Annotated in this window: 13 protein-coding genes; 10 read left to right on the top strand and 3 right to left on the bottom strand. The window is 45.9% G+C overall.

The window, feature by feature from the left end; all coding sequences use genetic code 11:
- Positions 1 to 28 precede the first annotated feature (28 nt).
- Positions 29 to 529: a DUF2490 domain-containing protein gene (locus WD077_14245; protein MEX0968392.1), complete on the top strand. Its 501-nt coding sequence runs from the start codon at positions 29 to 31 to the stop codon at positions 527 to 529.
- An 11-nt stretch (positions 530 to 540) separates the two neighbouring features.
- On the opposite strand, the gene WD077_14240 is transcribed toward WD077_14245, so the two are convergent.
- Positions 541 to 1266, bottom strand: a complete 726-nt coding sequence (locus WD077_14240) for a PIG-L family deacetylase (protein MEX0968391.1) — start codon at positions 1264 to 1266, stop codon at positions 541 to 543.
- Between the two features lie 144 nt (positions 1267 to 1410).
- On the opposite strand from WD077_14240, the gene uvrC reads away from it, so the two are divergent.
- The 7 genes from uvrC (at position 1411) to WD077_14205 (ending at position 9929) form a co-directional block, all read left to right on the top strand.
- Positions 1411 to 3219 carry an excinuclease ABC subunit UvrC gene (uvrC, locus tag WD077_14235; GenBank protein MEX0968390.1) on the top strand — a complete coding sequence of 603 codons (1809 nt, stop codon included), beginning with the start codon at positions 1411 to 1413 and terminating at the stop codon, positions 3217 to 3219.
- A gap of 32 nt (positions 3220 to 3251) precedes the next feature.
- Positions 3252 to 4289 (top strand): A/G-specific adenine glycosylase, encoded by a 1038-nt coding sequence (gene mutY, locus WD077_14230; GenBank protein MEX0968389.1) that lies wholly within the window; start codon positions 3252 to 3254, stop codon positions 4287 to 4289.
- A 44-nt stretch (positions 4290 to 4333) separates the two neighbouring features.
- Positions 4334 to 4771, top strand: coding sequence for a single-stranded DNA-binding protein (ssb, locus tag WD077_14225; GenBank protein ID MEX0968388.1), 438 nt, complete (start codon positions 4334 to 4336; stop codon positions 4769 to 4771).
- Between the two features lie 25 nt (positions 4772 to 4796).
- Entirely contained in the window at positions 4797 to 6152 is a 1356-nt protein-coding gene (gldE, locus tag WD077_14220) for a gliding motility-associated protein GldE (protein ID MEX0968387.1), read from the top strand.
- A gap of 2 nt (positions 6153 to 6154) precedes the next feature.
- A complete protein-coding gene (locus WD077_14215; protein ID MEX0968386.1) occupies positions 6155 to 7159 on the top strand; it encodes a hypothetical protein in 1005 nt (334 codons plus the stop codon).
- A 155-nt stretch (positions 7160 to 7314) separates the two neighbouring features.
- On the top strand, positions 7315 to 7665 hold the full coding sequence (locus WD077_14210; GenBank protein ID MEX0968385.1) for a hypothetical protein: 351 nt from the start codon (positions 7315 to 7317) through the stop codon (positions 7663 to 7665).
- A gap of 2 nt (positions 7666 to 7667) precedes the next feature.
- Positions 7668 to 9929 (top strand): DUF5686 family protein, encoded by a 2262-nt coding sequence (locus WD077_14205; protein ID MEX0968384.1) that lies wholly within the window; start codon positions 7668 to 7670, stop codon positions 9927 to 9929.
- A gap of 40 nt (positions 9930 to 9969) precedes the next feature.
- Here the strand turns inward: WD077_14205 and feoB are convergent, their stop codons facing one another.
- Both feoB and WD077_14195 read right to left on the bottom strand, forming a co-directional pair.
- Positions 9970 to 12072 carry a ferrous iron transport protein B gene (feoB, locus tag WD077_14200; protein ID MEX0968383.1) on the bottom strand — a complete coding sequence of 701 codons (2103 nt, stop codon included), beginning with the start codon at positions 12070 to 12072 and terminating at the stop codon, positions 9970 to 9972.
- Positions 12073 to 12080: 8 nt separating this feature from the next.
- A complete protein-coding gene (locus WD077_14195) occupies positions 12081 to 12305 on the bottom strand; it encodes a FeoA family protein (protein MEX0968382.1) in 225 nt (74 codons plus the stop codon).
- A gap of 178 nt (positions 12306 to 12483) precedes the next feature.
- On the opposite strand from WD077_14195, the gene WD077_14190 reads away from it, so the two are divergent.
- On the top strand, positions 12484 to 17670 hold the full coding sequence (locus WD077_14190) for a PKD domain-containing protein (protein MEX0968381.1): 5187 nt from the start codon (positions 12484 to 12486) through the stop codon (positions 17668 to 17670).
- Positions 17671 to 17926: 256 nt separating this feature from the next.
- On the top strand, positions 17927 to 23092 hold the full coding sequence (locus WD077_14185; GenBank protein MEX0968380.1) for a PKD domain-containing protein: 5166 nt from the start codon (positions 17927 to 17929) through the stop codon (positions 23090 to 23092).
- The last annotated feature ends 7 nt before the right edge of the window (positions 23093 to 23099 follow it).

The following is a 23099-nucleotide window of genomic DNA, read 5'->3' as shown; positions in this document are numbered from 1 at the left end:
TCTCGGAATTGTAACTGCCTGATTTGCAATGATGAGGTTTGACGTTAGTCAAAATATAGATAACAATGCTATGCTTTCTTCAGGATATGGCTTCATTTCTAACCATCAAACAGCCCGTGGGAAATCCGGTGTCAACTTTATTGAACACCGGATATGGGAGCAGTTCTACATCCGGCACGAACTCAGGAATATCCGCATGGAGCACAGATACAGGCTGGAACAGCGCTGGCTAAAAAGAAAACCAACGCTTTACCTGGATCGCATTCGATATTTTTACCGGGTAACCATTCCAATTTCAAATAAACAATTATTACCCAATACGCTCTTTTTGAGCTTTTATAATGAAGTGTTTCTTAATATAACTGATAATCCTTTTGACAGGAACAGACTTTACGGGGCCACAGGCTATCAGTTTACTAAAGACATTGCAGGACATGCTGGATATCTGCTGCAAACAACAAGTACCGGCACCAAACCATATCTGCAGCTTGCCATTTTCTGGAATGTGGATTTACGCCCCGAAAATTAAAGCTGCAGAAGTCAACCTGTAGCAGTGGGGAAGTCGGTTAAATCTTTCAGTTCCGGCATATAGTCTTCTCCAAATATCTCGAAATACACCTTGTCGGTTACCGCGTTTTTCACCCCGGTTTTTTCAATCACCTCCTTGTAGCTCTCGTAGCAATCCAGCGCCTGGCACATTTTCTCCACGTCTGCCTCTGAGATCTCCACGATGCAGTCAATCAGGGCCGGCTCCGATCTTTTGAGTTGGAACGGGCTGTCTGCATCTCCGGCCTTGTTGCTTTCGCCCAGTCCGAAAAAGGCAAGCCGTTTCAGATATTGTACACCATTATCCTTCATTTCCAGATAAACGCGTTTGATCACCGCGTGCATCACGAGGTGGTCATAAAATCCTGAAACGCCATAAACTGCATAGCTCACTACAATTTCCGGCTGCAACTCTTCTATTTGATCATGCACCACTTTTTCAATTTCTCTCGGATCCATTTCAGCCAGGCCACCGTCAGGCAGATCCAGCACTGTCATGCCTTTCAGCCCCAAAACCTTCTCTACGCACAGCATTTCCTTGTAGCGTACTTCCCCCATCTCTTCCACACTCAGTCCGAGTTTATGGCGCTGCTTAGTGGCGCCTCCTTTTGTCAATGTCAGCAAGTACACATCATGTCCCTGCCTCACCTGTTTCGCAATCGCTGCAGCAGGGCCAAAGCTCTCATCATCCGGATGGGGAAATACATAGAGGATTTTCATACTTAAATATTTTAGAATTTTATTATAAAAAGAACCCGGTGAAGCCAGAAGTTCAATATCAATTTTAATTTAAAAACTGAATGCCACCATACATCATTTATTCCTGTGCAAATGGCATTAAAGTAGCCGCAGTCCGGAAGCACTATGTCTGAAACCAGCCCAACTTCCACCAGCGTAAAAGAGCAGATCCGGCACTTGCCACCCAAGCCTGGCATCTATAAATATTATGATTCTCAAAACCGGTTGCTTTATATTGGCAAGGCGAAGAATCTGAAAAAGCGCGTATCTACATATTTTACTTCCAAAAGAGGCCACAGTGGCCGTACTAAGGTGATGGTGGATAAGATCAGGAACGTGGAATACACCATCGTCAACAACGAGTTTGATGCACTGCTGCTGGAAAACAGCCTGATCAAGAAATTGCAACCGCGCTACAACGTTAACCTGCGCGATGACAAAACGTATCCGTTTTTATGTATAAAAAATGAACGGTTCCCCCGCATTATTTCCACAAGGCTCGTTGTAAAAGATGGCTCCGATTATTTTGGTCCCTATGCTTCGGTAAGCCGCATGAATATTACGCTGGATCTGATCCGGAAGCTTTTCCCTCTGCGCAGTTGCAATTATGCGCTCACTGATGCGAATATTGAAGCAGGTAAGTTCAAAGTATGCCTCGATTATCACATCAAGCTTTGCAAAGGGCCATGCGAGGGATTACAAACTGAGGAGGACTACAACACCAATATCGGCCACATCCGGGAAATCCTGAAAGGCAACAGCCAGGCAGTGATCCGCCACCTGAGAACGATGATGGAAAAGGCCGCTGCCGAAATGCGCTTTGAAGATGCCCAGCGATATAAGTTCAAGCTGGAAAAGCTGGTGGATTTTCAGAATAAAAGCCTGGTAGCCAATACGCGGATCCATAATGTAGACATATTCTCCATCCATTCTGATGACAAGCTGGCCGTTGTCAACTTTCTGAAAGTGGTGAATGGGACGGTGATACAGACAGATACGCTGGAATACAGGAAAAAGCTGGAGGAGGAAGACCGGGACATCCTGCTCCTGGCAATAACAGAAATACGGGAAAAATACAACAGCACCTCCCGCGAGATCATTGTCCCCTTCCCTCTCAGATTCCAGTATCAGGACCTGAAATTCACAGTTCCAAAAGCTGGCGACAAGAAGCACCTGCTCGACCTTTCAAAGAAAAACGCCTTCTTTTTCTTCAAAGAGAAAATGAAACAAAAGGAAGAGAACCAGGGCATAAAACCTTATGAACGGGTATTAGCGCGCATTAAGGAAGACCTTCGGCTGGAACGTACACCCTATCACATGGAATGTTTTGATAACAGCAATATGCAGGGCAGCGAACCTGTAGCCAGTATGGTTTGCTTCAGAAACGCACGACCCAGCAAGAAAGACTACCGGCACTATAATATCCGCAGCGTGGAAGGCCCTGATGATTATGCCTCTATGAGCGAGGTGGTGATGAGGCGATACCGCAGATTGAAAGAAGAAGAGCAACCCTTGCCACAACTCGTCATCATTGATGGCGGCAAAGGTCAGCTCAGCGCAGCGATGAAAAGCATCCGGGCACTGGAACTTCAGGATAAAATAGAAATACGGGCAATTGCCAAAAAACTCGAAGAAATCTACAAACCCGGGGACCCGCTGCCGATGATGATTGACAAGAAAAGTGAGAGCCTGCGTACTATGCAGCATATCCGTAACGAGGCCCACCGATTTGCTATTACGCACCACCGGGGCAGGCGGATCAAGAAGAATCTCATCTCTGGCCTTGAGAACATCCCCGGAGTGGGAAAGGCTACCGCCCAAAAGCTCCTCTCCCATTTTAAGAGCATCAAAAAAATAAAAGAGGCCAATCTTGAAGATCTGCAAAAGGTAGTGGGAAAGAAAATGGCGGCACGGATAAAAGAGGCCGCCTTATAGTCCCAACTCTCATTTTAGATAATTTTGCCTCCATGCTCGCACCCCTCCGAAACAATCTTGCTGAATGGTATAAAGAAAATAACAGGAACCTTCCCTGGCGTGAGAATGCCAATGCTTACCGGGTCTGGCTGTCAGAAATAATACTGCAACAAACGCGGGTAGCGCAGGGCACACCATATTATGAGAAGTTTATTGAGGAATTTCCTGACGTCTTCTCGCTGGCTGCGGCTTCAGAAAAGCAATTGCTGCTTTTATGGCAGGGACTGGGATATTACACAAGAGCCCGGAATCTTCACCGTGCAGCCAAATTAGTATCGGAAAATTTCAATGGACAATTTCCGGAATCCTATGCTGAGCTCCGCGCGTTGCCCGGAGTTGGAGACTATACTGCCTCGGCCATCGCCAGTATAGCCTTCGGCCTGCCTCATGCCGTGGTGGATGGAAACGTGCTGAGGGTCCTGGCCCGGCTTTTTGGCGTGGAAGAGGCGGTGGACGGCCCGCTCGGCCGGAAGCGCTGTAAGGAACTGGCACAGGCGCTTCTGAATCCGGAGCAGCCTGGCCTGCATAACCAGGCAGTGATGGAGCTTGGTGCATTAATCTGCAAACCCCGAAACCCGGATTGTCTCAACTGTCCGGTAAAAAACTATTGCCATGCATATTCATTCGGCAGGCAGACGGAGTTGCCGGTAAAGGGGAAGAACCGCAGCATCAAAGAGCGATATTTCCACTATTTCCTTGTGCGCAATGGAAACCGCATTATGCTGCGAAAGCGGAAGGGAAAAGATATTTGGGAAAACTTATACGATTTGCCGCTCATAGAATTGCCTGCTCCCGGCATGATCCGCAAAGCAGCATTAAAGCATTATTTCATGGGCCAATCCTTTAAATTTGCAGCTTCTGAAAACCTGATACATCAATTGACACATCAAAGAATACAAGCCCGTTTTTATGAGGCAAAAGGTCCGGTTGAGATTCCGGCTTCGAGCGATATCATCTGGGTTGCCGAAGATGAAATTGGCCATTATCCGCAGCCTAAGCTGATTCAGAACTTTTTAAAAGAAAAAATGTAATTTCAGCGCTCAAAAAATTTCTTTTAACTTTAATACCCAGACAAATGGCTTATTCAATTAACAAAGTACAGCTAATCGGCAACTTAGGCAAAGACCCTGAAATCCGTCATGTGAATGATCAATCAGTAGCACAATTTCCCTTAGCTACTACGGAAGTCTATAAGGATCGCTCCGGAGACAGAAAGGAAGTAACGGAATGGCATAATATAGTGGCCTGGCGATGGATGGCAGATGTTTCTGAGAAACAGTTAAAAAAGGGCAGTAAAGTCTTTATCGAAGGAAAAATCCGCTCCCGGAGCTGGGATGATAAAGATGGAAACAAGCGCTACATCACTGAAATATTAACAGATAATATTATTCCTTTTGAAAAAAGAGAAAGTGATGGACAAGGCGGCAACAATTACAGCAGTTCTGTGCAATCAGGAAGTCCCACCCCTGAAGCGTCTGACGCTGGTTCAGAAGAGGATGATCTTCCTTTCTGATTTTGTCTAACAAATTAATCTTAAGTTGGAAAATATAGAAGGCGATTTATACCGACAGAGTAGCTTTCTGATAGAAATCCTGATCAACCCTGTCCCCCTCAGGTTTTATCTCTTTATATTTTTGCTTTTATCCCTGATCCTTGCGTCTGCGCTGGTTTCAGGATCAGAGACTGCCTTTTTTTCTCTGAAGCCAAAGCAACTCAATGACCTGGATAAAAGTAACAACAGCCGCTACCAGGCCATCCACAACTTATTGTTGCGGCCACGGCTTTTGCTGGCCACAATTCTTATCTCCAACAATTTCATCAACATCGCCATCATCATCCTCTTCACGATGATATCGGAATTATTGTTTGATTTTGGAGATAGTCAACTGCTCTCATTTATCATAAATGTTGGTGCGGTCACCTTTATTCTGGTACTTCTCGGAGAGGTAATTCCGAAGATTTACGCCAACCAGATCAATGCAAACTTTGCAGCTTTCATGGCCCGGCCAATGAATTTTCTGGTGAAGATATTCTATCCCGTTTCCAGGATTCTGGTGAAATACAGCAGCATAATAGAAAGGCGTATTGAGAAAAAAGGACACGATGTTTCTCTGCTTGAACTTCGCAAAGCCATCGAAATTACCTCTGACGACCAGACCACAATGGAGGAGAAAAAGATCCTGCGCGGGATCGTGAACTTTGGTAATACTACCGTGAAGCAGATCATGACTTCGCGCGTAGATATTGTTGCATATGATATTGATACTTCATTTAACGCACTGGTAAAGGAAATCAATGAGCATCGGTACTCACGCCTGCCCGTTTTCAAAGAAAACATTGATCATATTGAAGGTGTACTCTACATCAAAGACCTGATTCCTTTTCTTCATCAAAAGGAGGAAGTAAATTGGGTAAAACTGGTGCGCAAGCCTTATTTCGTTCCCGACAATAAAATGATAGACGATCTGCTTAAGGAATTTCAGGAAAAAAAAGTACACCTGGCAATTGTGGTAGATGAATATGGAGGCACTTCAGGCATCGTGACATTGGAAGATGTTTTGGAAGAAATAGTTGGGGAGATCAATGACGAATTCGATGAGGAAGAAATATTTTACAATAAAATTGACGACCACAATTATGTATTTGATGGAAAAACCTCTTTGACGGATGTGACGCGTGTGATGAACCTCGAAGAGGATGCTTTTGATAAAGTGAAGGGAGAAGCAGAATCTATTGGCGGGCTAGTGGTTGAAATGAGCGGACGAATTCCTGACTTGCAGGAACAAATTCCTTTAAAAGGATTCGTATTCACTGTGGAATCCGTAGACAAAAAACGCGTGAGAAGGGTGAAGGTCACGGAATCAGAGAGCATTAAAGAGCAGGAAGAACGATAAGCATGAGCGAAGACGAAGAAGTAAAGCAGAAGCTTCGAAAACCGCTGACGGTACTTTGCCTTCTCATTGTTGCCATTTTCTCGGTGTACGTGATTTACTATTATTCCAAGCGAAGTTCATTTACCGCTACTATCCTTGCTGATACTGATACGACTAATGGTGTGGATATCATTTCCTACCCGGCTTCTGAAGCTAATTTTACGAATACCCTCATATACAGCGCGACATTGCCCCTCGCCATTGCAGGTCATGAAGAAATGCTGGGCGTGGCAAATACAGAAAGACAGCAATGGCTCAACAACGAAAGTCGGATAGATCCTGCTAACTACGTGATTGCAGTTGACAACGATCCATCAGCCTTGCAGGACACGGTAACCCAGCGCATCTCTGCTAAATTCCATAATCATCCCCCGGTGGAAGTTGAAACTGCCGCCTCCGGCTTTACCATTTTCACTTACCTCTTGAAAAAGGTTACTCTTCCGGAAATCTTCAAAAAGACACAATTAACTTTTGCCGGTGAAAATGTTCATGGAATTTCCTGGTTGCCTTCGGGCGATACTTCAACATCTCAGGTTAGGCTTTCTCAGGGGCCTTTCATTGCAACTGCAGTTATTTCGTTATCTCACAATGAGGAATTGTGGCTGGTGAAATCCGCACGGCCAGTTTCGATGTTAAAGATATTCGAAGAGGCTGACTCCATCCACAGGTTAAATGTCTCCGCAGCTTTTAACGGAGATGACGAACTAATCTTCCCTATGCTCGATTTTGCGATTTCCGGCAGTTCCGGACAACTGGATCTTAATGTAATCAGCAAGGCAGAGCAAGTAGTGAAAATGAGCATTTCCGCTGACAAAGGGACCGCTGCGGAATCGAATCCGGCACGGGGAAAGAGCACCTGGTATTTTGACGGGCCATATCTCCTTTGCATTAAGCAAAATTCAGGTTCGCTGCCATACTTTATGATGTGGGTCGGAAATGGGACACTGCTCCAGAAGGTAAGGGAGTAAGAAAATCTGACTATAATTGTGACCTGATCATTGGCTTAAAATAGCGCATACCAGATCATAAGGATGGATTTTATAAATTCATTAAATAAAAAACAGAAAAATAATCTGTATCATTTCCTTCCTTAAAATGTTTAAATAATTCAAGAATAGAAAAAATGGGGAGCATCACAATACATAAAGATCACAAGTGGGAAGAGGTGCAGCAACGCATCCGTGCGCAGTTCAATCAGGAGCCTGATGTAAAAACAGCGCTCTTTCTTGTTGGCTTGCGCGAAACCGGGCGTTCTAAAGGAAAATTGAAGAAGGAAGAAAAAATGGACCTGATGAACATTGCTTTCTGCAGAGTGGTAAGTGAGTCAGGCTATTTTACGCTGGCCGGCAAGGATGCGAAAGGATGGCCGGTTTATGAACAGGTAAAGCCAATCCCCGATATGAAATCTTCCGTGCAGGAACAATTTATACGGGATCATATTATTATTTATTTCCAGAAGGAGAATCTAATATAAAAATGCTCCGTTACTTACGGCTGCCCTTCGCCTGGTGTTGTCTTTTGCTCCCTGCGATGCTGAGCGCCCAGGCAGATTCTTCAGAGATTCTGGTATTTCAGCCCCCTCCTTTCCCTCCTGATACGATCATCAGCCGGGCCATCCAGGCCAGGCCGTCCAATAATTATGAAAACCTGCCGGGCTGGCAATTCGATATTACCACCAGCGAAATGGTATACATTGATAAAGCAGCCTCATTACAGAAAGAATCTTTGCTGAAACCATTCAGCAAAATATTGCAACGCCTGAGCAAGGCTAAGCAAGATACTTCCGAACGCTTCATCCCGGTATTCAACTTTAAAAATCACAGTTCCTACTATTACCGTAAAGATCCCCGCCTGAAAAAAGAGGAAGTCCATTCCTATTATGTTGAGGATCATGGCATCTTCAATAAAGAATTTCTTGGACAGGTCACAGGCAAGACTTTCATGGATTTCAATTTTTACAATGATTATCTTGACATGTTCGACAGGCTCTTTCTTTCTCCCCTCTCAGAAAAAGCTTTGAAACATTATAATTATGCTTTTATAGAAACGGTTCGCGAAAAAGGCCGGAGCTATTATGTAATTTATTTTACGCCTAAACGAAAATGGCGTAGAGACCTTTATGGCCAGCTTAATATTGATTCGGCTACTTATGCACTTAATCATGTTTCAGTAGGTTTTGGCGAGGCGGCAGCGATCAATTTCGTAGAGAATTTTACGATGGATCAATATTATAAGCCTATGGAATATGGCGACAGCGTGATATTTTTCCCTGAACGAATGAACATATTTCTGAAGATGGTGCGGCCATACCTGAAGACCATTGCCACCCAGGCAGAGATTTGCAGTCAGCACAATAATATACTGCTGGGAGAGCCGAAACCCAAGTCATTTTACCGGAGGCGCATAGAACTGGGGGATTCTTCAGCGCAACAAATGGTTCCGGAGTTTCAGGCTTCAGTAGGTGCCTGCGAACTCAGCACACTTCTGCAACCTGAGAAAAAAAGTGACACATACGGCAGCCGCTTTTTGGTGGGCCTCGCTGAAATCGCTGTTACCCGCTACATTTCTATGGGGCCCATAGCTCTCGGGCCGCTGCTGGAAGGATACAGCCAAAACCTGGTGGAAGGAAATCGCTTTCAACTCGGCTTCCGCACCAAAGACAAATTGAAATCCAGCTTCCGGCTGAAAGGATATCTGGCGTATGGCACTAAGGACGAGCGCTTTAAACACAATCTTCAGCTTCAATATTTCCTGAATAAAAAAGACTGGACGGTGATCGGAATCCAACGTGATTATGACCTTTTCGGTCTCGGTTCAGGCCAGCGCTTTTTCTCTAACAATAATTTCCGTCCTGTATCAGACCGATTCGCCAACCTCGAAAAATTCTTTCTCACCACAGATCATACAGCATGGTTTGAAAGTGATTACTTCCGTGGCTTTACAGGCTACCTCATCGCCCGGCACCGGAATATGAGGCCTGAAGGGGATTTTGTCTTTTCATACTTGGACAATATACCGGCTGATTCAACCAAAAAGAAGAATTTAAATACCTCAGAATTAACGATTCAGGCCAGGATTTCTCCGGATGAATTCTTTTTGCATAGCGGAAATACCCGCTACTATATCCGCACAGGGTCCATCCCAACTCTTACCATAGCATATACACATGGTTTTGAAAATGTACTGAACAGTGATTTCAGTTATGATAAAATAGTCGCCCAGGTAGCCCAGCGCGCCCGTTTTTATTCAATTGGCAGACTTGAATATTCAGTTATAGGAAAAAAAGTCTTTACTCCGCTTCCCTACCCGCTTCTGAATTTTGCACGTGGAAACCAATCATTTATAATAAATGATAATGCATTTAATCTCGTGCGGCTGAATGAATTTGCAAGCGACCAATCCGTGAGCGCCTTTATTTCTTTTCATTTTGATGGAAACCTTTCTAACCGGATTCCTCTGTTCCGCAAGCTGGGATGGCGGACTGTGACTACCTTTTCAATTGGATATGGCGAACTCAACAACCGGAATCGCGAATTGCTCCCGGAGACTGACGCAGAAGGACGAGCATTAACTCCACTGGAAACCTATTCCGGCAACATCCCTTATGCTGAGGCAGGTTTTGGTTTTGAAAATATCTTCAGGTTTTTTAAGATCCATGCCTATCAGCGCCTCACCTATCTTGACAATCCTGATGCGCAACGCTTCGGGGTAAAAGCAGGTTTTTACCTGGATTTTTAGAATATGACTAAAAATAATTTCTACGGGAATCGCAAAGTAACTAACCGAATACCTGGAAAATGATCAGGCTGAAGATGTAAGCTGCCCCGGTAAAGGCTACAAACTGAATGGCCGGCCATTTCCAACTCCGCGTTTCCTTTTTGGTAACTGCAAGCGTACTCATACATTGCATGGCAAATGCGTAAAAGATCATTAGCGAAAGAACCGTTGCGAGCGTATAAACCGGCTTACCGGTGTCAGGATGTTTTTCGGCCAGTAGCTTGGCCTTCAGCCCCGAAAATCCTGCGCTTTCATCCCCCTGTTCCACACCATAGATCGTAGCCATAGTGCCGACAAATACCTCGCGAGCCGCAAAAGACGTAATGAGAGCAATGCCAATTTTCCAGTCATATCCCAGCGGACGGATGACCGGCTCGATAACCTGGCCCAGCATCCCGGCAAAGCTTGCTTCCAATTTTTCCGCTTCCATTTTCCTTAGCATATCACCGTCCTCTCCGTTGGCCGTTGTTTCAGAATATCTTCGGTTAATGTCAGCCATTTTTTCCGGAGGGCCAAAAGTTGCCAGCACCCAAAGCACAATGGAAATGGCAATGATAATTTTACCGGCTTCCACCACAAAAGATTTTGCGCGATCATAAGATGTGAAAAGAACATTGCTCCACCTCGGCATCCGGTACACGGGCAGTTCTAACATGAAGAAGTTCTTTTGATCGGTTTTCAGGGTATATTTCAAAATGATGGCAGCCGAGATCGCAGCCACGAATCCGAGAACATACAAGCCCATCAGGAAAATGGCCTGAATGCTGACGAATCCCCAAAAGCTGGATTCAGGAATTACCAGCCCGATAAGAAGAATGTATACAGGCAACCTTGCCGAACAACTCATGAGGGGGGTTACCATCAGCGTTACCATCCGGTCTCTCCAGTTTTCGATATTTCTGGTGGCCATTATGGCGGGGATAGCGCAGGCAGTGCCGCTCATTAAGGGCACCAGCGATTTGCCGCTCATCCCAAACTTGCGCATTATATTGTCCATCAAAAAAGACACACGGGACAAGTACCCGGTGTCTTCCATAATGGCTATGAAAAAATAGAGAATGGCTATCTGCGGAATGAAAATGACGACTCCGCTCAGACCGCTTAAAATTCCGTTCACCAGCAGATCGCTGATGAAACCTGCCGGCAATGCTGCGGTAATAACCGAACCCAGCCAGCCAAAGCCGGCATCAATCCAGTCCATCGGATACGTTGCCCATGAAAAAATCGCCTGGAATATGAGCAGAAGGATGATGAAGAAAATTACATAACCGAATATTTTGTGTGTGAGCACTTTATCAAGGCCTGATGAAAACTTCTCCACTTCCTCACGGCCATTGCGCTTCACGCTTTCGGAAAGAATGCGATCAATATGCTTGTAGCGATAAAGCACATCCTCTCTCCGGTTCTTGCCTTTGTCCACTTTATACTTGGCCAGGATATCCTCCACCTCTGCTTTAAGCTGCACCGGCATAATGGATTCATTGCCAGGAATATGAGAATGGACAAAAGCGAGATAGGGCTCATTGACATTGATCTTTGAACCAACTTCGTCCAGCATCTTTGCAGTGATCTCGTCAAAAGAGTAGAATTTCCTGCTGTTAATACCGGAATTGCGGGTGAGGGCCTCTTTTACCTTATCTATGCCTGTACGCTTTCTTGCGTTTGTCGTAACGATCTCTACGCCAAGCTCCATTTCCAGCTTCTCCACGTTGATGTGGATTCCCTGTTTCTCCGCCTGGTCCGTCATGTTCAGCACAAGGATGGTTGGTATTCCCAGATCAAGAATTTGCGTCAGAAACATCATGTTGCGCTTCAGGTTAGACGCATCGGCAATGTATACGATTTGGTCAGGATAATCCTTGTGCTCAGGATTGGTAATAATCTCGAAAGGCACCGCCTCATCGAGCGATTTAGGAAACAGGCTGTAGGCCCCGGGCAGATCAATGATCTGAGCCTTTTGAGATCCCTCAAGGGTGGTAAACCCGATCTTTTTGTCAACCGTAATTCCGGGAAAGTTGGCGACCTTTTGGCGCAGGCCGGTAAGCGCATTAAAAAGCGAAGTCTTACCAGAATTGGGATTTCCGGCAAGTACCACGCGCAACATTTTTCCCACTAACCAATAAGTTTAATCATTACCTTACGGGCCTCAGAAATCCTGAGAGAAAGAGTATATTCCCCAACAGAAATTGCCATCGGGCCACCAAATGGTGCAGCAAGTTTAACGACTACTTCCTGGCCGGGCAGGCATCCCATTTCGAGTAGCTTCAGTGCATCATCTTCATGAATCACGTCCTCAATAATCCCACGCTGCCCCGTCTTCAATTCGTTCAATAGCATCAGGAAAATATTATCTTTATTTAGACTAATTAAAAATTAGGCGCAATTTATCACTTTCTTTTATGTTATTTTAGCCTCATATTTGATCGTAAATGAAACCGGATCTTACAATCCGGTGTTTTAGTACTGCATTCTTCGAAACAAAAAAATAAATATCGAAATAGGTTTACCCAATTCTATGTACATTCTTACTTCACAAATTCAGGGGAAAACCTGGTTGTTTTTTGCAGCATTTTCTCTTTTTCTACTTCATACGTCCCTTTCCCTGGGGCAGACAGGTTGTGCTTCCATCAACTTCACTTCTGATATTCAGACTTCCTGTGCGCCAGGCCTCATAAATTTCTCAACTACCGGTGCTCCCTCCGGCAGCGAGTTTTACTGGAACTATGGCAGCGGATTTCAGAATGGCAATGATACCGTGTTCAAAAGTTTTAATGGTGTTGGCAGCTACACTATCATGCTCCTCGTGAAGCTCCCTGACGGTTCTTTCTGCGACACGATTATCAAACCTAATTTCATCACAATCCTTCCCTCCCCTTCCCCGAAAGTACATGCCTCGCAAAGAGTGCTCTGCTACGGTGGTGGTACTATAACATTTACGGACTCAACCGAAAACGTTATCTCACGGGAATGGACCATAGATGGATACTACATGCCCAATGGAGCAACTATGATAAATCACCCATTCAATTCGTTGGGTAATAAGTCTTTAACCCTACAGGTAAAGAATATTCATAACTGCGTAGGGATATTTTCTCAATCGGATTATATAAAAGTATTTAAGGGGATTAGTATGGAATTCTGCCTAAATGCGGTAAAAAGCGGCAATACCATGACCGGCACTTTTACGCCCTATACGGACCTGAAAGGCCAGGCTGTAAGCAGTTACTCTTGGGAATTTCCAGGCGGAAATCCGTCATCCTCCTCTGCCGCAAGGCCCACTATTACTTATCCTTTCTCTTCCACACTTTCCGAAAAGGCTAAACTTACTATTACCACTCAAAGTGGCTGTGAGTACACACATGAAAAAGGAGATTATGTCAAAAATTTTCTAGGTGTTTCGAAAAATGTGCTATGCATGGGCGATACGCTCACCGTTTTTGACTTTGCGAGCGGAGACCGTTCAGTAGGATGGAATTTTTATAATTCTGAATTGGTAGATGTTGCTCCTGCCAGCTATACCATTGCACCTTCATCGCCCGGCAAGAAAAGAATTGATCTCAACTATTCCTATTGTAGCACATGTTGCGGAAGCCAGGTGCGGTATGAGGATGTGTTCGAGGTGTTGCCGCCTATGGCAAAGATCAGCTCGCTTGATCGCCATCAATGCAACATTCCCGCTCGGGTGCGTATTAAAAATGAATCTATTGAAGCACCGGGTATAAATTTTTATGAGTGGAAAATTTTTGATTCTGCCGGGGTGTTGGTTCCGAATACAACCATTGGCCCTATTCCCAAAATGGACACGGCATTTACCATCCCTGAAAAAGGAGTGTATCATGTTGAGCTTAAAGTGACAGGCTCCAATGGTTGTGTCCATACCAAAAGATTTGAGGATTTTATTCGAATCGGTAAACCGAAAGCCGATTTCTATGCTGATAAAAGGGTGGCTTGTACCAAAGAAGGAATTACCCTTACTGATTCCACGCAGCCAGAAGCCCCGGCTTCCAGTCCTTACCTGTTTGAATGGGTGGTACAACATGCCGATAGTTCCAGCATAAAAAAAACATTTACTGCCCGAAACATCCAGTTTCTGCCCCAGGTACCGGGGAAATATCATGTAATGCTCATCACGAAAAACGGGACGAGTTGCGTGGATACCATGATGAAATATAATTACCTGGAAATAAAAGGAGTGGATGCGGACATCAACTACAGTAAGACGATGGTGTGCAAGGACGAGGATGTGCAATTGAGTGCTGCTATCAAGAGCGTCTATCCGCTATCTTCCCGCGATTCGCTCAAGTTCAACTGGTCTGTACTGCCTGATTCCGGAGTGGTATTCAGCCACCCTGACAGTTCAGCTACCAGCATGTCCTACCTGCTTCCTACCTGCTATACGACTACTCTGACAATTACCGATAACAATGAATGTGAAGTTGAGATACGCAAACTTGGTGGAGTTTGCGTAGGAACAGTTCCGGGTTTTGAAATAGACTCTTTCCCCTGCGCGAATGAACCTGCCCAGATCACCGACCTTACGACATTGAACCCCACGGAATGGCACTGGTCTGCTGACCCACCCTCAGCAGATTTCTATCCTTCAGCTACTGATACCAATCCGATCGTAGTTTTTTATGAAGATACCTGCTATAAATTCCGGCTGATTACGGGCAAGCCAATAGATGGCGTAATGTGCTATGATACGCTGATCAGGGAAATCTGTGTTTCCGCCCCCAAAGCTGATTTTGTCACTCCCGATACCTTAAAATACTGTGCTCCCGTGTCGGTCCAGTTTATTTCAAAGGCTCAGAATGCTGATAAATATTTCTGGGATTTTGGCGATGGTACCTATCTGGAGACGACAAATGAAAATCCACATCACACCTATGAGCTCAATAGTGTATCCGGCTTTGACGTTAAAATGATTGCGATCAATGATGTTGGTTGTGAAGACACCATGATAAAGACCGATCATATCGTAATCCTTGGCCCCGAACCCCACTTTACGCTGGATAAGGATTCTGCCTGCGAGCGACTGGAGGTAACATTTACAAACCAGAGCATCAATACCACCAGTTTTATTTTTGATTATGGGGATGGCTCTTTCCCGGATTCAGGTACCATCAACAAACACCTCTATCAACTGCCGCTGGGTGTGGCCGATTCTGCTATTTTTCTCCCTACCCTCATTGCCAGGGATGCGAATAACTGTGCGGCTTCCTTCACGGATACCGTTCTCCTCTATCCCCGCCCGATCCCTGATTTTACGGCTGATTCTTCCAGCGGATGTCCGCCCTTTACGGTTCAGTTCCATGACCGCAGCATTGCGGCTATTGACTGGCAATGGGATTTGGACGGAGACGGTGTGATTGATTCTTCCGGCCCGGATCCGGTTTTTACTTATTCTGACACTGGGAATGTAGATGTAACGCTTTATATTACAGGCAAAGGAGGATGTGAAGACAGCATTACCATAAAGGATTTTATTACCATTTTACCCGCTCCCGAACCCCGGTTTTCTGTGAACCAGAACAAGGGTTGCGATTCCCTTCTCGTACATTTTACCAATGAAAGCCAGGGATTTATTGATTTCACTCTGGATTATGGTGATGGCTCCGTGCCCGTGGAAAATCAACTCCCTCCGCATACTTACCGCTTTAACTACAGCAGCGGACTCGATTCCATGATCTTTTTCCCTACCCTGACGGTAAAAAATGCTGCCGGTTGTTCGGTGCCTTTCCGCGATACCATTATTATTTTTCCCAATCCTGATGCTTCCTTTTCATGGGATACCACGGCTGGCTGCGAACCGCTCAGGGTGAAGTTTACCGGACCTCCCGGAAATTTGACCTACCGCTGGGATTTTGATAATGACGGCTCGGTAGATGCCACCGTGGCCAACCCGCTCCACCCCTTTAGCCACGGACTCTATACCGTAGCCCTCGAAGTGGAAAACGCCTATGGCTGCACTCACCGCGTGGCCCACCCCAGGCTGATGGACGTTCGCGAAAGCCCCGTTGCCAACTTCCTTTATTCTGATACCCTCATTTGCTCTGGCGACAGCGTGAGTTTCCAGGACCAAAGCTACAGCCCATACCGCCTCACCAGCTTTGCCTGGAATTTTGGCGATCCTGATACCGGTGATGATACCGCTTCCGTACGAAATCCTGATCCTTATCATTACTTCAACCCCGGATCTTATGACGTAACCCTGGCGGTAATGGACGAATACGGATGCCCCGACACTATCATTATGCCCGGCTTGGTGCGCGTGAAAGATACTGCCGCACCTCCCGTGAATGACCTCCTCTACGTATCTGTGCAAAAAAATTCCACCACAGACGGAAGCAGTAATCATGTGGAAGTGGTGTGGGATCAATCTTCCCTTGATGACTTCGGCCAGTACCGCATCATGCGCTCCATTGATGCCACAAATCCCCATCATTTAACTGATGACATTAACGAAACACGCTTTACTGATTCCTCAAACACAAACCCACATACCAAATCATATTGTTATGCTATGCAGGTAGCCGATGATTGTGGTAATCTTTCTGAGATCTCAGGAGATCATTGCACAGTAGTACTCAACGCCTACTCACAGGGACCTTCTCAAAATCTGCTGAGCTGGAGCCCTTACAAAGGCTGGAGCAACGTAGTGCGATATGAAATTTTCAGGACCATCGGGAATGAACCCTACCAGCTTATTGATACCGTTCCCGGTACGGAAAGATCTTACCTGGACGAGAACTTGTGCGACACCACCTATTGCTACTTTGTGCAGGCCATAAGCCCCAGCGGACTGGCCTCCGGCAGCAACTATGCCTGCAACCGCGCGCCCTATCTATACCAGGAAGAGCCCCTTGAACTCTTTGTGGCTACCGTAGCCGACAGCTTTTCCTCCTTCATCTCCTGGGAAGCCGGAACTCAAAAAAATATTCAGCGATACATTATTGACCGCTACACCAGCCGATACGGATGGGAAAATGATTTCGATGAAACCCCCAACACATCGTTTTCTGACTACAAAGCAAAGGTGAACCTCGAACCGTACCGGTACCGGATCTCGGTGGAAGATGCCTGCGGATACGTTTCTCCATTGAGCAATGAAGCCACCACCATTTACCTTCAGGCCGGGATCATTAACAACGAGGTGTACCAGGTGGAACTTAAGTGGAATCCTTACCAGGAATGGGCAGCAGGGATAGATCAATATATCGTGCAACTCATGCAGCCCAACGGCAGCTTCCAATCCATCGGAACGGTGGACGGTGCTACCACCACCTTCATCGATACTGGCCTTCATCGCCATATTGAGGCGGACTGGTGCTATCGCGTGAAAGCCGTGGAAAATTCAGCCAATGCCGATACCTCCGTCTCCAACCTGGCCTGCACCATTTATCCCTCCAGCCTTTTTGTTCCTTCAGCATTCAGCCCCAACGAGGACCGGATCAATGATGTATTCTACGTTCATCCCATCTCCATTCACCGCCTCACTCCCCAAAAACTCAAAGAATACCGCATGACGATCTACGACCGATGGGGCCAAAAGGTATTCGAAACCAATGACTGGAAAGAAGGCTGGGATGGTAGCTATAACGGTATACCCGCAAACCAGGGCGTTTACATCTACGTGGTAAAAGGCGTAGGATATGACTCCCAAGACCACATCCTCAGAGGGACCGTTACGCTGCTCAGGTAGAAGAGATGCGGCTATGATCCAATGGAAATAATTGGAAACCTGCCTGCTCAGGAATTAAGCAAAGCAGCGATAAACTTATGCCGGAAACAGCCTGCTGAAACTGTAAACTGATACATTACGTTATACTCTTAATTTTCCGTTCTTATGGAAAACCTGGCTTAAATAAGGATATTTGTAAGGAAGATCAAAAAGCAGAAATATATCGAAACAATAATTACAAAAATTAATGCATCTCAATTTATTGAAAAAGACAGGTATGAAATGGCCTTTGATATTGGCCTTCCTTCTTTTTCAACTGGTTTCTCACTCTTCTTTCGGTCAAAGCAATTGTTCATCAATTGATTTTAATGCTGATCTCCGGATAGCATGTACTCCTGGCCTGATCAATATAATCGCTACAGGCGCACCGTTAGGCAGCGAATTTTACTGGGATTTTGGTAACGGATTCCTGAGCGGAAATGATTCTGTATTCAGGAGCTTTAGCTCTCCCGGCAACTATACCATAAAATTGCTTGTCAAACTTCCCAACGGCACATTTTGCGATACCGTTATCAAAGCAGGATATATTACTGTCCTTCCCTCTCCCAGCCCACAGGTTCACGCATCATCCAGGGTTCTTTGTGACGGACCGGGAAATGTAATGTTCACCGATTCCACACCCAATGTAGTTTCCAGAGAATGGACGATAGATGGCTTTTATCATCCCAACGGGTCGCAGACAATCCCCCACCTTTTCAACTCTTTGGGAAATAAATCCCTGACACTTAAGGTGACCAATTCCAATGGCTGCACCGGTATTTTCTCAAAATCCGATTATGTTAAAATATTCCAAACCTTCGATGTGGATTTTTGTGTGAATGCTGTTAAAAATGGAAATACCATTTCTGCGACATTTACGCCTGACCTGAACACATACGGCCAGACCGTTCAGAGCTATCAATGGGAATTTCCAGGAGGCAATCCTAGTTCTTCTTCCCTTTCAAACCCAACCATTAATTACCCCTTCTCTTCTACGCTTTCAGAAAAAGTAAAACTTACGGTAACCACCACCTCCGGATGCCAATATACCATTGAGTATCAGGACTTCATTAAAGATTACTTCGTAGTATCAAAAAATACGGTTTGCGTGGGCGAAGAGGTGATTGTAACCAGCAACTCAAATAATGGCGGGCGCGGATACTTTAGCTGGGATTTTCAGAATGCAGAATTGGTAGATCAAACTTCCAGTTCTTTTACAATCCGCCACCCAACAGCAGGCAGTAAAAGAATGACGGTAAGCTTTAAATATAGTGAAGAAGGTTGCCTGAACCGGGTCAGGTATGATAATGTACTTGACATACGGCCACCAATGGCGCAACTGAGTTCTGCTGACAGGTTCCCCTGCGAGGTCCCCGCTACAGTTCATTTCAAAAATGAATCTGTTGAACCTTCAGGTATCACCTTTTATAAGTGGGAATTTTATGATTCTGCGGGAACGTTACTCCCCAATTCCACCATCGGTCCGATTAACAAAATGGACACGGCATTTACTTTTACCAACAATGGCGTGTATGATGTTCGGATCACGGCTACCAGTACTAACGGTTGCAGTCATACCAGACTATATGAAGAATTTATCCGGATTGGAAAACCCAAAGCAAATTTTGCGACACAGGATACAGTAGTGTGTGTGCAAGACGTAATTAATTTACAAGACTCTACGATACCTGAAGCACCGTCCTCGAATCAATATGATTATATATGGATCATACAACATGCCGACAGCAGTAGTACCAAAAGCACCCTTTCGCAACGCAATCCTGTTTTCATTCCCAGAATGCCGGGAAAGTACCATGTAACGCTTATTGTAAAAAACAGCCCCACCTGTGTTGACACATTCATAAGATTCAATTACCTGACTGTCAATGGGGTGTCTGCTGAGGTGTCAGTCAGCAGCACGCTTGCCTGCAAAGGAGACTCTATTGAGTTAAGTTCTGAGATTTGGGCGGTATATCCCCCGTCATCAGCCGATTCACTCAGCTTTAAATGGTCAGCTTCACCTGAAGAGGATGTCACTTTCGACCGGACGGACAGCACTGAAGCTACTATGTTTTTAAAGGCTTCGGGGTGCTATAGTCCTACTTTGGCGATAGTGGATAAAATGGGCTGCGGGCAAAACATTACACCACCCGGAGGTATATGCGTTGGTACCAAACCCAACTTCCGGATGGAGCTGGTTTTTTGTGCGAATACACCTATTCAGCTTACCGATAGTTCTTCGCTCGGCCCAACTCATTGGAAATGGTCCACTAACCCTCCTTCCGCTGATTTTTTTCCTTCAGATAGCGATACCAATCCCCAGGTAATCTTTTATGAAGACACCTGTTATGAGATTATTCTGGTAACGGGAAAATTAATTGATGGAGTGATGTGCTATGATACTATATCGTATGAAAATATATGCGTGGCAGCACCTACGGCCGCATTTACAACATCAGATACTTTAAAATACTGCGCACCCGTATCCATACAATTTAATTCTGAATCTGAAAATGCCGATAAATATCTTTGGGATTTTGGCGATGGTACTTTCCTGGAAACCACCAATGAAAATCCGCATCACACCTATGAGGTTAATAATGTATCCGGATTTGACGTCAGTCTGGTAGCAATCAAAGACAACACCTGCCGCGATTCTGTTATGAAAACACAGCATATAGTAATATTAGGCCCCGAACCCCACTTTACGCTGGATAAGGATTCTGCCTGCGAACGACTGGAGGTAACATTTACAAACCAGAGCATCAATACCACCAGTTTTATTTTTGATTATGGGGATGGCTCTTTCCCGGATTCAGGTACCATCAACAAACACCTCTATCAACTGCCGCTGGGTGTGGCCGATTCTGCTATTTTTCTCCCTACCCTCATTGCCAGGGATGCGAATAACTGTGCGGCTTCCTTCACGGATACCGTTCTCCTCTATCCCCGCCCGATCCCTGATTTTACGGCTGATTCTTCCAGCGGATGTCCGCCCTTTACGGTTCAGTTCCATGACCGCAGCATTGCGGCTATTGACTGGCAATGGGATTTGGACGGAGACGGTGTGATTGATTCTTCCGGCCCGGATCCGGTTTTTACTTATTCTGACACTGGGAATGTAGATGTAACGCTTTATATTACAGGCAAAGGAGGATGTGAAGACAGCATTACCATAAAGGATTTTATTACCATTTTACCCGCTCCCGAACCCCGGTTTTCTGTGAACCAGAACAAGGGTTGCGATTCCCTTCTCGTACATTTTACCAATGAAAGCCAGGGATTTATTGATTTCACTCTGGATTATGGTGATGGCTCCGTGCCCGTGGAAAATCAACTCCCTCCGCATACTTACCGCTTTAACTACAGCAGCGGACTCGATTCCATGATCTTTTTCCCTACCCTGACGGTAAAAAATGCTGCCGGTTGTTCGGTGCCTTTCCGCGATACCATTATTATTTTTCCCAATCCTGATGCTTCCTTTTCATGGGATACCACGGCTGGCTGCGAACCGCTCAGGGTGAAGTTTACCGGACCTCCCGGAAATTTGACCTACCGCTGGGATTTTGATAATGACGGCTCGGTAGATGCCACCGTGGCCAACCCGCTCCACCCCTTTAGCCACGGACTCTATACCGTAGCCCTCGAAGTGGAAAACGCCTATGGCTGCACTCACCGCGTGGCCCACCCCAGGCTGATGGACGTTCGCGAAAGCCCCGTTGCCAACTTCCTTTATTCTGATACCCTCATTTGCTCTGGCGACAGCGTGAGTTTCCAGGACCAAAGCTACAGCCCATACCGCCTCACCAGCTTTGCCTGGAATTTTGGCGATCCTGATACCGGTGATGATACCGCTTCCGTACGAAATCCTGATCCTTATCATTACTTCAACCCCGGATCTTATGACGTAACCCTGGCGGTAATGGACGAATACGGATGCCCCGACACTATCATTATGCCCGGCTTGGTGCGCGTGAAAGATACTGCCGCACCTCCCGTGAATGACCTCCTCTACGTATCTGTGCAAAAAAATTCCACCACAGACGGAAGCAGTAATCATGTGGAAGTGGTGTGGGATCAATCTTCCCTTGATGACTTCGGCCAGTACCGCATCATGCGCTCCATTGATGCCACAAATCCCCATCATTTAACTGATGACATTAACGAAACACGCTTTACTGATTCCTCAAACACAAACCCACATACCAAATCATATTGTTATGCTATGCAGGTAGCCGATGATTGTGGTAATCTTTCTGAGATCTCAGGAGATCATTGCACAGTAGTACTCAACGCCTACTCACAGGGACCTTCTCAAAATCTGCTGAGCTGGAGCCCTTACAAAGGCTGGAGCAACGTAGTGCGATATGAAATTTTCAGGACCATCGGGAATGAACCCTACCAGCTTATTGATACCGTTCCCGGTACGGAAAGATCTTACCTGGACGAGAACTTGTGCGACACCACCTATTGCTACTTTGTGCAGGCCATAAGCCCCAGCGGACTGGCCTCCGGCAGCAACTATGCCTGCAACCGCGCGCCCTATCTATACCAGGAAGAGCCCCTTGAACTCTTTGTGGCTACCGTAGCCGACAGCTTTTCCTCCTTCATCTCCTGGGAAGCCGGAACTCAAAAAAATATTCAGCGATACATTATTGACCGCTACACCAGCCGATACGGATGGGAAAATGATTTCGATGAAACCCCCAACACATCGTTTTCTGACTACAAAGCAAAGGTGAACCTCGAACCGTACCGGTACCGGATCTCGGTGGAAGATGCCTGCGGATACGTTTCTCCATTGAGCAATGAAGCCACCACCATTTACCTTCAGGCCGGGATCATTAACAACGAGGTGTACCAGGTGGAACTTAAGTGGAATCCTTACCAGGAATGGGCAGCAGGGATAGATCAATATATCGTGCAACTCATGCAGCCCAACGGCAGCTTCCAATCCATCGGAACGGTGGACGGTGCTACCACCACCTTCATCGATACTGGCCTTCATCGCCATATTGAGGCGGACTGGTGCTATCGCGTGAAAGCCGTGGAAAATTCAGCCAATGCCGATACCTCCGTCTCCAACCTGGCCTGCACCATTTATCCCTCCAGCCTTTTTGTTCCTTCAGCATTCAGCCCCAACGAGGACCGGATCAATGATGTATTCTACGTTCATCCCATCTCCATTCACCGCCTCACTCCCCAAAAACTCAAAGAATACCGCATGACGATCTACGACCGATGGGGCCAAAAGGTATTCGAAACCAATGACTGGAAAGAAGGCTGGGATGGTAGCTATAACGGTATACCCGCAAACCAGGGCGTTTACATCTACGTGGTAAAAGGAGTGGGATATGACGCCCAAGATCACATCCTCAGAGGGACCGTTACGCTGCTCAGGTAGAAGAGAT

The sequence above is a fragment of the Bacteroidia bacterium genome, assembly GCA_040880525.1.
Lineage (GTDB): Bacteria > Bacteroidota > Bacteroidia > CAILMK01 > JBBDIG01 > JBBDIG01.
The sequence above is the reverse complement of the archived record's forward strand: the minus strand, read 5'-3'. Positions and strand labels throughout refer to the sequence as shown.